General features: G+C 33.0%; 14 protein-coding genes. 12 read left to right on the top strand and 2 right to left on the bottom strand.

Annotated elements, in window-relative coordinates:
- Positions 1-114: 114 nt before the first annotated feature.
- The gene (locus tag QMA06_RS16085) at positions 115-339 is read right to left on the bottom strand and encodes a pyridoxamine 5'-phosphate oxidase family protein (protein WP_290207940.1); all 225 of its coding nucleotides are present in this window, start codon (positions 337-339) and stop codon (positions 115-117) included.
- Between the two features lie 145 nt (positions 340-484).
- On the opposite strand from QMA06_RS16085, the gene QMA06_RS16080 reads away from it, so the two are divergent.
- Together QMA06_RS16080 and QMA06_RS16075 are read left to right on the top strand one after the other, a co-directional pair.
- Positions 485-1,567, top strand: a complete 1,083-nt coding sequence (locus tag QMA06_RS16080; RefSeq protein WP_290207939.1) for an endonuclease/exonuclease/phosphatase family protein — start codon at positions 485-487, stop codon at positions 1,565-1,567.
- A 1-nt stretch (position 1,568) separates the two neighbouring features.
- Positions 1,569-2,078 (top strand): DUF421 domain-containing protein, encoded by a 510-nt coding sequence (locus tag QMA06_RS16075; protein WP_290207938.1) that lies wholly within the window; start codon positions 1,569-1,571, stop codon positions 2,076-2,078.
- A gap of 8 nt (positions 2,079-2,086) precedes the next feature.
- Here the strand turns inward: QMA06_RS16075 and QMA06_RS16070 are convergent, their stop codons facing one another.
- Complete coding sequence (locus QMA06_RS16070; protein ID WP_290207937.1) at positions 2,087-2,404, bottom strand: four-helix bundle copper-binding protein; 318 nt, start codon at positions 2,402-2,404, stop codon at positions 2,087-2,089.
- Between the two features lie 226 nt (positions 2,405-2,630).
- Between QMA06_RS16070 and gcvT the strand changes: the two genes are divergently transcribed.
- From gcvT to QMA06_RS16020, 10 genes are all read left to right on the top strand, one after another.
- On the top strand, positions 2,631-3,713 hold the full coding sequence (gene gcvT / locus QMA06_RS16065) for a glycine cleavage system aminomethyltransferase GcvT (protein WP_290207936.1): 1,083 nt from the start codon (positions 2,631-2,633) through the stop codon (positions 3,711-3,713).
- A 22-nt stretch (positions 3,714-3,735) separates the two neighbouring features.
- Positions 3,736-4,569: a sugar nucleotide-binding protein gene (locus QMA06_RS16060; RefSeq protein ID WP_290207935.1), complete on the top strand. Its 834-nt coding sequence runs from the start codon at positions 3,736-3,738 to the stop codon at positions 4,567-4,569.
- Positions 4,570-4,671: 102 nt separating this feature from the next.
- Positions 4,672-4,959, top strand: a complete 288-nt coding sequence (locus QMA06_RS16055; RefSeq protein WP_290207934.1) for a 4a-hydroxytetrahydrobiopterin dehydratase — start codon at positions 4,672-4,674, stop codon at positions 4,957-4,959.
- Between the two features lie 137 nt (positions 4,960-5,096).
- Positions 5,097-5,840: a YebC/PmpR family DNA-binding transcriptional regulator gene (locus QMA06_RS16050; protein ID WP_290207933.1), complete on the top strand. Its 744-nt coding sequence runs from the start codon at positions 5,097-5,099 to the stop codon at positions 5,838-5,840.
- Positions 5,841-5,946: 106 nt separating this feature from the next.
- Positions 5,947-7,161 carry a tyrosine-type recombinase/integrase gene (locus QMA06_RS16045; protein ID WP_290207932.1) on the top strand — a complete coding sequence of 405 codons (1,215 nt, stop codon included), beginning with the start codon at positions 5,947-5,949 and terminating at the stop codon, positions 7,159-7,161.
- Between the two features lie 59 nt (positions 7,162-7,220).
- Positions 7,221-8,159 (top strand): TIR domain-containing protein, encoded by a 939-nt coding sequence (locus QMA06_RS16040; protein WP_290207931.1) that lies wholly within the window; start codon positions 7,221-7,223, stop codon positions 8,157-8,159.
- A 142-nt stretch (positions 8,160-8,301) separates the two neighbouring features.
- Positions 8,302-8,988 carry a hypothetical protein gene (locus QMA06_RS16035; RefSeq protein WP_290207929.1) on the top strand — a complete coding sequence of 229 codons (687 nt, stop codon included), beginning with the start codon at positions 8,302-8,304 and terminating at the stop codon, positions 8,986-8,988.
- A gap of 156 nt (positions 8,989-9,144) precedes the next feature.
- Positions 9,145-10,056, top strand: a complete 912-nt coding sequence (locus QMA06_RS16030) for a PLP-dependent cysteine synthase family protein (protein ID WP_290207928.1) — start codon at positions 9,145-9,147, stop codon at positions 10,054-10,056.
- 693 nt (positions 10,057-10,749) lie between these two features.
- Positions 10,750-11,412: a hypothetical protein gene (locus QMA06_RS16025; protein ID WP_290207927.1), complete on the top strand. Its 663-nt coding sequence runs from the start codon at positions 10,750-10,752 to the stop codon at positions 11,410-11,412.
- Positions 11,413-11,432: 20 nt separating this feature from the next.
- Positions 11,433-12,038, top strand: coding sequence for a hypothetical protein (locus tag QMA06_RS16020; protein WP_290207926.1), 606 nt, complete (start codon positions 11,433-11,435; stop codon positions 12,036-12,038).
- The last annotated feature ends 257 nt before the right edge of the window (positions 12,039-12,295 follow it).

The raw sequence follows: 12,295 nt of genomic DNA, 5'->3' as shown, positions 1-12,295 counted from the left end.
CGACTAAAAGTTTAGTCTCTAAAGTTGCTTTTTGATAGCTTTTTTTTCGCCAGTGTTCATTTTGTGTTTTCATAAGTGACTGTAATTAATTGCTTAATTTTTAGTCAACCTATTTCAGGAAAGTTCATTATCTCTTTTAAGTTCTCTATAATGTTCACTATTTTTTCCTGTAAAAAACCAAAGTTTGCCATGTTCATCAATTTCTTGGGTGGTCATAGGACAAACAGAAAAAGGCATACCATCTAGTTTTGTCGCCATCATAGCCAATTTATTATTGTCTAGTAGGTTTTTAATTTTTTCAATGGCTTCTGTGCCTATTAAATCTTCTGTATTTTCCATTTTATATGTTTAATTTTCTTGTTACGAAGATTGCCAAATTTCTACATACGCACTGTCCCAAATAACACAACTATTAACGCAAATAATAAACATCATAATAGTCTATTTTTTAATTCTTATCTTGGGTTCCATAAAATGGAAAAATTTGAAAACTATAACACTAAAAAATATATTGACGGGTTTTGGAATGTTAGCCATAATCTTAACACTGATGCCTTTTGTAGCTTTGGATTATTGGTGGATTCGTATGTTCGACTTTCCACATTTGCAATTAACATTTTTAACGGTTTTAGCCATTTTGTTTTATATCATAAAATTCGATTTTAAAGCTTGGCGCGATTATTTATTTATAGGCATACTTATAGCATGTTGCATTTTTCAATTTTTAAAAATTTTTCCATATACAGCTTTTGCCCAATATGAAGTCTTAAATTCAGAAAAAAACAAACCCAAAATCAGTTTGTTTACGGCTAACGTACTTCAGAAAAACAGAGAATATCAGTTACTTAAAACCATGTATAAAGATATCAATGCGGATATAATGTTGTTTACTGAAACTGACTCTAAGTGGACGAACGCTCTTAATGCAGACATGTCTCCTATTTTTGGGCACACTATTAAAGTGCCAAAAGAAAATACTTACGGGATGTTGTTATACAGTAGGTTGGAGTTATTTGATTCTGAAGTCAAATATTTAGTTAGTGATAGTGTGCCTTCAATCCACACAAAATTAAAATTATCGACAAATGATACGATTCAATTATATGCTATTCACCCTACTCCACCGATGCCAGAAGAAAACCCGACGTCGTCTGGTAGAGATACTGAAATGATGATGATCGCCAAATTGGCTTTAGATTCTAAATATCCTGTAATTGTTATTGGAGATTTCAATGATGTGGCTTGGTCCCAAACCTCTAAGTTGTTTCAGAGCGTCAGTAGATTATTAGATGTTAGAAAAGGGCGCGGACTTTATAATACGTTTAGTGCAGACAGCTATATTTTACGTTGGCCTTTAGATCACATATTTATTTCAAGCGAATTTAAACTGACAAAAGTTGTGCGTTGCGATGATATAAACTCTGATCATTATCCGCTGCTGTCTATTTTAAGTTATGAACCTGAAGATAAGCAACTGCAACAAAGACCTTATCCTACAAAAGCGGAATTAAAACGGGCTGACGATCAAATTAAAAAATTTAATAGCGAACAATTAAAATCTAAATAATATGAAAGAATGGTTTAAATTTTCAACCGACGGCTTATTCGCCATTATACTTACAGCCGTTGGCATCTATATTGCCTTAGTTCTATTAACTAGAATAAGTGGAAAGCGTAGCTTTTCTAAAATGTCTAGTTTTGATTTTGCAATGACTGTGGCCATAGGCTCTGTGTTGGCGACAGTAATTATTTCTAAATCTGTGTCTCTTCAACATGGTATTGCTGGACTAGTAACCATTTACGCACTTCAAATATTAGTTGCGGCAGCACGACAATGGCAACCCATACAAAGCTTAATGGACAATAAACCCACCCTACTAATGAAAAACGGTAAAATTATAGAAGGCAATTTAAAAAAATGCAAAGTTACCACCTCTGACCTAAAAGCTAAATTACGCGAAGCTAACGTTATTCAATTGTCTGAAGTGAAGGCTGTAGTTTTTGAATCCACAGGTGATATCTCAGTACTGCATGGCTCTAAGGATAAAGCTATTGATGACTGGCTTATGGATTTTTAATCTAACTCTTATGCCGCTATTTTTTGGCATTCCTCTGCACAAGCTCTACAAGATTGGGCACATTTTTTACAGTGCTCATGGTCGTGCTCTTCGCAATGATCTGCGCAATACTCACATATTTCTGCACATAACAAAGCATATTGTTTTACATAGGCACTATCTGAAGTCATTTTTTTTATTAAAACATCGCAGGCATCGATACATTCAATACAACATTTTGGGCAATCGTTCTTACTTTCTTTTCCTGCCATTTCGGTAAGACAAATTCGACAATCTGTCAAACAGTTTTGAATGATTTCAATGCTATTTCTTAATTCTGAAGTCATAATTTTATTTTTAAATATGAATTGCTAAGATCCTTAAAATACATAATAATTTTGTGTGTTATCCATTAAATAATTGACGCAAAAGGTTTAGTTTGACATGGTTAAACTGTATAAATTTCATCCTTAAAATTGAAAAGTCATTTCAACGGTTAGACACAAAAAAATATGTAATTTTGCATAACGAAAACAAGTTTAATTAAAAGATTTCCGCTAATACAACAATAATATGAAAGACACAGCTTTATCTTCAACACACGAAGCACTTGGTGCGAAAATGGTACCATTTGCAGGATATAATATGCCAGTTCAATACGAAGGTGTAAATGCAGAACATGAAACGGTAAGAAAGGCGGTTGGTGTTTTTGATGTCTCTCACATGGGCGAATTTTTAATTAAAGGACCAAATGCTCTAGCTTTAATTCAAAAAGTGTCGAGTAATGATGCGTCTAAACTCGAAGTTGGAAAAGCACAATACAGTTGTTTGCCAAACGATGATGGCGGAATTGTAGACGATTTAATTATCTACATGATTAAAGACGAAACCTATTTGCTCGTAGTTAACGCTAGTAATATTGAAAAGGATTGGAATTGGATTTCATCTAAGAACGATGTTGGTGCTGATATGAAAGATTTAAGCGAAGACTATTCTTTATTGGCCATACAAGGTCCTAAAGCCATTGATGCCATGCAATCACTATCTAGCCATGATTTAGCTAATATTAAATTCTATAATTTCATTGTTGGTGATTTTGCGGGTATTGATAATGTTATTATTTCCGCAACGGGTTATACAGGAAGCGGTGGTTTTGAAATTTACTGTAAAAATTCTGAAGTAAAACAAATTTGGGATAAGGTTTTCGAAGCCGGATCCGATTTTGGAATAAAACCTATTGGCTTAGCCGCAAGAGATACCTTGCGTTTGGAAATGGGCTATTGTCTTTATGGAAATGACATAGATGACACCACCTCTCCTATTGAAGCAGGTTTGGGATGGGTTTGTAAATTCAATAAAGATTTTACTAATAGTGAGGCTTTACAAGCTGAAAAAGAACGAACACCAGAACGCAAATTGGTCGCTTTTAAATTAGACGAACGTGGTATTCCACGACAGGGTTACGATATTGTTGACGAAAATGGCCAAACCATTGGCAACGTCACCTCGGGCACAATGAGTCCAAGTTTAGGTATTGGAATTGGTATGGGATATGTACCAAAAGCGTTATCCAAAGTAGATAGCAAAATATTTATTCAAGTGCGAAAAAAAGCGATTCCTGCAACAGTTGTAAAACCACCTTTTTATAAAGGCTAATTTCTGAATGTAGTTTGATTTAATGAAGAAGGATAACGAACAGAAACATCGCATACTCATTCTTGGTGCTAGTGGTTATATTGGTAATGCTATTTACAAAGAATTAGGGCCTTATTTTAAAACCTTCGGAACGTATCGCATTCCTAGGAAAGCGTTTGATAATAATAACCAATTCTTTCAATACAATGTTGAGGAGGACGATGTATATGAAATTCTAGAAGCTACAAAACCATCTATTATTATTTCTGCTCTTCGAGGAGATTTTAATGCGCAAGTTATAGCACATCAACATATTGCTGAATATGTCGCTATAACCAATAGTAAATTAATCTTTTTATCTTCTGCTAATGTATTTGATGCTTACAGTCAATATCCTAGTTATGAATTAGATAAAACTTTGAGTCATAGTATTTATGGTCATTTCAAAATAAAAATTGAAAACTTACTATTGCGAATGCCAAAAATGAAAGTGGCGATTATACGGCTACCTATGGTTTTCGGTGTTGGTTCACCTAGAGTTCAAGAATTAAAAGATGCAATTACAGAAAATGAAGCTGTGGAAGTATTTCCTAATTTAATAATGAATGTAACGTTAGACAAGAAAATAACCCAGCAAATTCATTACATCATAAACCGGAATAAATATGGTGTCTTCCATTTGGGAAGTACCGATTTAGTACATCATGACGAATTTATTAAAGAAATTTCAGCGGTCATAACAGATAAGAAAGTAGTTTTTAAACAGGTATTTACTACAAATGATGACCGATATTTAGCAGTGCTTCCAAAGTTTAACAAATTACCAAAACATCTTCAAATTACTAGTGATACGGTTTTAGAGGAGCTAGATAAATGAATATTTAGTTATAATCACATTCTATATTATTAATAATAAAATTGAAAATTCAGCTTGCCATCATCCTTATTTATTTAATTTTAAGGACAACAAAACTTTAATATGAAATTAGACGACGATACCATCGAAAAAAGATTGCTACAACTACCGGAATGGGATTTTTACGAGAATGCCATTCATACGGAATACGAATTCGATAACTTTAAAGATTGCTTTAGTGCTATGAGCCGTATTGCTTTTGAATGCGAGGCCTTAAATCATCATCCTAGTTGGAGTAATACTTACAATATATTAAAAATATCATTATCTACGCATGATGCGGATGGAGTAACACTCAAAGATTTTAAATTAGCTGAAGTAATTGAATCTATTGTTGAAGAGGAAGAATGATAGAAGTTGCTGTCTTTAGTACAAGATATGAGAATTAATATTTCGACGCTTTTAATATTTTCTTAAATTTGCTTGACTAAGTTGTATTTCAACTATAGTCGCATAAAATACTTAATAATTTTATAACTTTTTTTACTATGGGAAGAGCTTTCGAATTTAGAAAAGCAAGAAAAATGAAACGTTGGTCTGCCATGAGCAAAGCCTTTACGCGTATTGGTAAAGATATTGTAATGGCGGTGAAAGAAGGTGGGGCCGATCCGGATAGTAACTCGCGTTTACGTGCTGTAATTCAAAATGCAAAGGCGGTAAATATGCCTAAAGACAATGTAGAACGTGCCATAAAAAGAGCTAGTGATAAAAGTCAGGGAGATTATAAAGAGGTCGTTTTTGAAGGCTATGCGCAACATGGCATTGCGGTTCTCATAGAAACGGCAACAGATAATAATACGCGTACAGTAGCAAATGTTAGATCTTATTTTAACAAAACTGATGGAAGTTTAGGCACTTCTGGTTCGGTGGTTTTTATGTTCGATCATACTTGCAATTTTAAAATCGAAGACAAGGATTTTGATTTAGAGGAATTGGAACTAGAATTGATTGATTTTGGTGTCGAAGAAATTTTTGAAGATACTGACGAAGATGAGGACGGAAATGAACAAAAGTATATTATGATTTATGCACCTTTTGAAAGTTTTGGTAACATTCAATCCTATTTAGAGGAAAATGATATTGAAATTATTTCTTCTGGTTTTGAACGCATTCCGCAAGTAACTAAGAAGATTACACCAGAACAGGCAGAAGATGTTGAAAAATTGTTAGAAAAGCTCGAAGAGGATGATGACGTTCAGAATGTTTATCACACTATGGAAGAGACCGCATAATTGTAACAGTTTTATTAAATAGCTGCTACAATCTGTAGTTTAAACCCTTTATTTACAGCTATTTAATCTATTTGGTGTAATTTACATTCACATTAATATAAAGTGTATGTCCAACGCCAGAACTATAACATTAACGCAACTTCAATTTGATAATAAGTCACATATAGGAATTGGCTTTGTATTTTCAGAATCGACCAAAACCATTGTAAAAGCAATTCCTGAAGTACGATGGTCTGCAATCCATCGTACTTATTATATCCCTTATTATAGAACGACATTAAACGCTTTATTTAATTACTTTAAAGAATGTGGGTATTATGTAGATTATAACGCTCTTAAAAAGACACCTAAAGCATTTGAGGTTCCTAAAAAAATAAAACCAGTGCTTAGTATGGCAGCCATGTTTGCTTCAATGCCAGCGGTATATAAAAATCTTTTACGCAATTATACCGGATATCTTAAAGGTAAGCGACTTAGTGAAAGTACCGTAAAAAGTTATGGTTATTTTATTTTACGCTTTCTAAATTATCATCAACCTAAGGAAATTAATTCAATAAATCAGAAAGATATTGATCTGTTTTTTGAGGTTGTAATAGCAGGCGAAAAATTCAGTATTAGCAGTCACCGACAGTGTGTAAGTGCACTTAAGTATTTAATAACTTATTGTGAGATACCAGATTTAAATGCTGATGATTTAAAACGACCAAGGAAGAGTCGTAAACTTCCGGTGGTATTATCAAAAGAGGAAATTATAGATTTAATTCAGGTCACCAAAAATCTAAAACACAGAGCTATTATTGGTCTGATCTATTCGTGCGGACTACGCATAGGGGAACTTTTGAATTTAAAAATTGATGAGCTCGATTTTGACCGTAATCAGCTAAGGGTCAATTTAGGGAAAGGCCGTAAAGACCGGACAGTAGTTATGAGTGCCTCACTTAAACCCCTAATGCTAAATTATCTCAATACCTACAGACCTAAAATTTTTATTATAGAAGGCAGAGATGGCGGTCCTTATTCGGCTACAAGCATTAGGCAATTTTTAAAAAAGAGCTGTCAATTAGCACGTATTACCAAAAAAGTAACGCCGCATGCGTTGCGACATAGTTATGCCACACATTTATTAGAAAATGGTGTGGATTTACGTCATATACAGTTATTATTAGGCCATGCAAAACCAGAAACTACGATGATTTATACACATGTTGCACATAAGGATTTAATGCAAATTCACAGTCCCTTGGATACAACAATTGAATCACTTACAAGATCCCAAAATAACACATCAGAAGTTTTGTTATCCCGAAATATTAAATTATAAACGACTATATTTGTTTTGATATAACACGTTGGCAAACATTAGAGCAAAATCTTGAATAAATGAAAGAATATGAATATGATATAGCTTTTTCCTTTCTTCACCAAGATGAAGAATTAGCATTAACGTTATATGATTTACTTAAAGAACGTCAAAAGTGTTTCATATATACCGAAAGTCAAAAAAAATTAGCTGGAACCGATGGAGAAGAAACTTTTAATCGTGTTTTTTCTATAGAATCTAGAATTGTGGTAATTCTATTTAGAAATGAATGGGGAACTTCAAAATGGACACGAATTGAGGAAACCGCAATTAGAAATAGAGGTTTTGAAGAAGGTTACGATTTTACTATCTTAATTCCTTTAGAAAATAATGTTGAACCACCAAAATGGTTACCTAAAAATAGGTTATGGATAGGTTTAAAAAGATGGGGAATTGAAAGTGCAGCTTCAGTAATAGAGGCAAGAGCACAAGAAATGGGAAGTTCTATAAAATCTTCTAATCTGGCTGATAAAATTTCCATTTTCGAAAATGATGTTTTAAAAGAGGAAAAAACTAAAAGATTATTAGAAAGTCAAGAAGGTCGGACACTTGCCTCAACTGAATTTCAAGAAATTATAAGCGTATTCAGAAAACTGACTGACGAAATATTATCAAAAACAGAAAATTGGAACCTGATAGTTCGTGAAAATAGTCAGAGTGGAATTGACATTTTAAGTTATGGCTATCAACTTTCTATTCAATTTTATCCAAATCAATTTACACCTTACCTTTTTATAGCACTATTTAAAGGATATTTTAATGCAAATGGACAAGCAGACCCATTTAATCCAGTACAAAAAATTTCAGATAAACGTTATAATGTTAATATAAATAAATTTGACCAAAAAGGTTGGTCGAATCGAGAAGGAAAACAAAATTTTCAAACATCATACAAGTTGAGTGAATATTGGATTGATGAATTGACAAAATACGCTATGAAAAGCCGAATGAAAAAATAACGATTTGCCAACACCGTATATAATTTATTGCTAGTTATAGCCTATTTACGAAAATCCTCGCGGATTTTCTATTCGGTTTTTATTTGCCAAATTAGGTGCTAAACCACGCAACAAACCATATACAAACACGTTACCTACAATTATGAAAAAAATTCCGTTACTGATTTTAACATTGATTTTAATTGCAAGTTGTAACACAAAACAAACTTCATCGGAATTAAAAGAATTGACCGAAAAATTAACCGAAAAAGATAATCGGATTTCGGAATTACAAACTCAAATTGAGAGTTTAGAAAAAGAAAATAAAAAGTTCGAAAACACTCAAACTTCTGATTATTATCGCTTCGTGCAAACTTCGGACTCTGAAATAAATGTTGCGGAAAAATTAAAAAGCGGAGAAAGAAAATTAATTGACAAAAAGGATTTTAAAGATACTTTAGATATTTCAGACAATTTTTTCGTTTATAAACACACATCTGAAATTACTCAAACGGCTGAATCGGAATTTGAATCAGTCCTTCGAGATTTTGACCAAGTTAAATCGGAATATGGAGATGACTTTTTTGTGAGAGTAATGACTTTTTATAATGGACAAAGTTTACCTCTTGAAACTGAAAATTCTAAAACGGATATTCATATTTTAATTCAACCGACTGAATTGGGTTATGAAAATAAAACGTTCGTGATTTCGGACTTTTATGATGTTGACATAAAATCGCTCGAAAAGAATGAAAATAGTGTTGAACTGACTTTTGAACACGGAAAATTTCCGAGAAAAAGAGAATTAATAATAATAAAACCCGAATTAGTAAAATTTGGAAATAAATAACTGTAGGTAACAACGTGTATAATTCATTGCTAGTTATAGCCTACTTACGAAAGTCCTCGCGGACTTTCTATCTGTGATTTATTTGCTAACTTTAGTGCTTAAACACGCAACGAAATCATACACAAAACCGTTGTACGCAATTTGAGAAAAATCCAAATGGAAGGAATAGGAAACACACCACTTGTCAAACTAAAACACCTTACAGATTCTAATTCTGCAGATATTTATGTGAAAGTTGAGGGAGCTAATCCTACTGGAAGTATGAAGGATAGAATGGCACTAGCTATGATTGAAGGTGCTGAAAGAAGAGGTGAATTAAAACCTGGCGGAACTGTAGTTGACTATACAGGTGGAAGTACTGGTAGTTCTTTGGCAATGATATGTTCTGCAAAAGGTTATAAAGCACACTTTGTTTCTTCAGATGCTTTTGCCGAGGAAAAATTGCAAACTATGAGAGCATTTGGAGCGGAACTTGAACTGATTCCAAGCGAAAATGGAAAAATAACAGCTAGAATTATTGATAAAGCACTCGAAAGAGTTCGAGAAATTGCAAAACAACCAAATACGTTTTACACTGACCAGTTTAAAAACATTGACAATCGTAATGCTTACCATAAAATGGCATACGAAATAATGGATGTTTTGGGAAATGATATTGATGAATTTATAACTGGTGTAGGTACTGGAGGCTGCTTTTCTGGGAACACAGAAATATTCAAAAAAGAAATTTCAGGAATTAGATGTATTCCTATAGAACCTTTTAATGTAAGAACATTATCTGGTGGTGATACGTCCGGAACTCATAGACTTGATGGAATGGGAGCTGGATTTATTCCAGAAATTTGTCGATTAGATTTAGCAGATGAAATAATTTCTGTAAAAGATGAAGATGCATATGAAACAGCTAGAAAATTAGCAAGAATTGAAGGAGTTTTTGGAGGAACTACATCTGGTTCCAACGTTTGGGCTGCTTTACAAAGAGCGAAAATAATTGGAAAAGGAAAAACAATTGTAACTGTTATTTGTGATTCAGGATTAAAGTACTTAAACGGAGATTTGTATAAATAAAAAACTGCGTACAACAACGTGTATAATTAATTGCTTTGGTCGTTGCCTATTTGGAAAATTCCTGCGGAATTTTCTCGCGTTCGTTTTTGTTTACTAAATTAGTTGCTGAAATACGCAACTAACCATACACAAACACGTTAGCAAAAATAGTCGCAGACAAATTTCCGTGCCTCTTTAGAATATCAAAGCCTCTTGCTTTGCCGTTTCCTTTTTTGTGATCTCTAGGCTACTTTCCTTTTTTTGGTTAAAACGCATTTAGGTCGTTCTGTATTTGCAATTTGTCTCGCCTTTCCGAACTTTTTTTTGGTTTTTTAAGACATTGAGCTTATTCATGCGTTAGCAAGTTTGCGTAGAAATAAAAAAAGGCGTCAGTGCTTTAGTCGAACTAGCAAACACATGCGTGGATTGGTCGTTGCTTATCTACAATGGTTTCTTAAAAATAAACTAGTATTGTATTCGGCATTTCTGCTGATTTTAGGCTACGCATCTAAAATGTTTGCTCTGGCTTAATCCATAACAGCTAGGCCTTCCCAAAGGTTAGTGCGCGCCTACTATTAGCTAACAACGTATATAATTTATTGCTGCTTATCGCCTACTCACGAAAATTCCTGAGAATTCTATATTCCGTTCTTATTTGCTAACTTACTCGCTTAAACACGCAACAAACCATATACAAACTCGTTGTAAAACATAATGAAACAAACTTTTTGCATATTAATAACACTTCTGGCATTCCAAATGTCATTTGCTTGCAGTTGTGGAAAGTTTCGGACTTTTATACCTGCCAGTAAAGACAGTGAGTTAGTAATAAAAGCTAAAGTTTTAAAACACATCTATTACAACCGACAAGGTAAATCCGTATCAAAAGAACAAATTGACGAAACGGAATTTTTCGGACATTCAATTCTTGTAGAAGTTTTGGAAAACATAAAAGGACAGGAAAGCCGAAAAACATTTGAAATTTATGGTGGTTCGGAATGGAAATACGCATCGGACTGTAAAATGAAAGTGGACGGAATAAAAATCGACAAAACTTATATTTTTTCATTGTATCAATCGATAAAGTCTAAACACAATCAACCGAATGAAAATAAAGACGATTATTCACTTTATGCTTGCCAAGAATCTTACATTGAATTTATTAACGAAACGGAATCTGTAAAAGGAGTTCTGAAAGGAAAAAACTTGGACAAAGAGAGAATTATTCCTTATAAAAAATTGAAAAATAAAATTACGTTTTACAACAACGGCTATAATTCATTGCGGTTGAATTCCTTATCGGAATTCAACGCTTATTTATTATCTTTCGGCTACGGCGGAAAGAATCCTGCGGATTTTTCCGCAACGAAATCATAGCCAAGACCGTTGCCCACAATATGAAAAAACTGCTTCAAATATTATTTTTAGTTCAATTTGTTCTTATTTCTTGCGAGAAAAAGAGTGAGAAAAAAACGGATAATAAAAAAGTCTCAATTGAAAAATCATTAACTAAAGAAGAAACCAAAACTGTTGAAATTGAACCGAAAATTGACACAGCAAAAATCAGAAAATATGCGGAATTAATTCTCAAAAATGAAATTTATCCTTCTGACAATGACGAAACTTTTGAGTGCATAAAACAAATATTTACAGAAGAGGAAAATGATTTGGAGTTTTATTTCAAAGTCTTTAGAGTAATTGTTGAGAAATCTGACGGAGCTTTATCAGAAGCAATTGGACTTGAAATTATGAATTTTATAAAATATAATCCTGACTTTTTTATTGAACAATATTCAGAATTTGACCTTGAGGAAAAACAAAAATTTATCGGATTTATGGCTTACGAATTTTATTTTACTGAACCAGAACATAACGCTGAAATCAACCAATATTTCACCGAAGTAAATTCGAGGATTAAACAAAGTACGGAACCGAAAAGAAAATATTTGAATTCAATTAAAGAATTGACAAAAATTGCAACGGAAGAAATTATAAACGAATAAAATACTGTGGGCAACACCGTATATAATTTATTGCTAGTTCTAGCCTACTTACGAAAATCCTCGCGGATTTTCTATTCGGTTTTTATTTGCTATATTTAGTGCTTAAAAACGCAACAAACCATATACACAAACGTTGTAAAACATTTAAAAAAAACCTGAACTTCATTTAAAACTCACAATTCTTGAATAAGAACAAAGCAAATTTTGAATATGTTTATGTTGAAAAAGACGGAACAGTACGTGAATTGGATAATCAG

It is taken from the genome of Winogradskyella bathintestinalis, assembly GCF_030407435.1.
GTDB lineage: Bacteria > Bacteroidota > Bacteroidia > Flavobacteriales > Flavobacteriaceae > Winogradskyella > Winogradskyella bathintestinalis.
This window is presented reverse-complemented; position numbering and strand designations above follow the sequence as displayed.

Coding starts and splice junctions, on each gene's coding strand:
- QMA06_RS16085 (WP_290207940.1), bottom strand. CDS start 339: ATGGAAAATACAGAAGATTTAATAGGCACAGAAGCCATTGAAAAAATT.
- QMA06_RS16075 (WP_290207938.1), top strand. CDS start 1,569: ATGAAAGAATGGTTTAAATTTTCAACCGACGGCTTATTCGCCATTATA.
- QMA06_RS16070 (WP_290207937.1), bottom strand. CDS start 2,404: ATGACTTCAGAATTAAGAAATAGCATTGAAATCATTCAAAACTGTTTG.
- gcvT (WP_290207936.1), top strand. CDS start 2,631: ATGAAAGACACAGCTTTATCTTCAACACACGAAGCACTTGGTGCGAAA.
- QMA06_RS16060 (WP_290207935.1), top strand. CDS start 3,736: ATGAAGAAGGATAACGAACAGAAACATCGCATACTCATTCTTGGTGCT.
- QMA06_RS16055 (WP_290207934.1), top strand. CDS start 4,672: ATGAAATTAGACGACGATACCATCGAAAAAAGATTGCTACAACTACCG.
- QMA06_RS16050 (WP_290207933.1), top strand. CDS start 5,097: ATGGGAAGAGCTTTCGAATTTAGAAAAGCAAGAAAAATGAAACGTTGG.
- QMA06_RS16045 (WP_290207932.1), top strand. CDS start 5,947: ATGTCCAACGCCAGAACTATAACATTAACGCAACTTCAATTTGATAAT.
- QMA06_RS16040 (WP_290207931.1), top strand. CDS start 7,221: ATGAAAGAATATGAATATGATATAGCTTTTTCCTTTCTTCACCAAGAT.
- QMA06_RS16035 (WP_290207929.1), top strand. CDS start 8,302: ATGAAAAAAATTCCGTTACTGATTTTAACATTGATTTTAATTGCAAGT.
- QMA06_RS16030 (WP_290207928.1), top strand. CDS start 9,145: ATGGAAGGAATAGGAAACACACCACTTGTCAAACTAAAACACCTTACA.
- QMA06_RS16025 (WP_290207927.1), top strand. CDS start 10,750: ATGAAACAAACTTTTTGCATATTAATAACACTTCTGGCATTCCAAATG.
- QMA06_RS16020 (WP_290207926.1), top strand. CDS start 11,433: ATGAAAAAACTGCTTCAAATATTATTTTTAGTTCAATTTGTTCTTATT.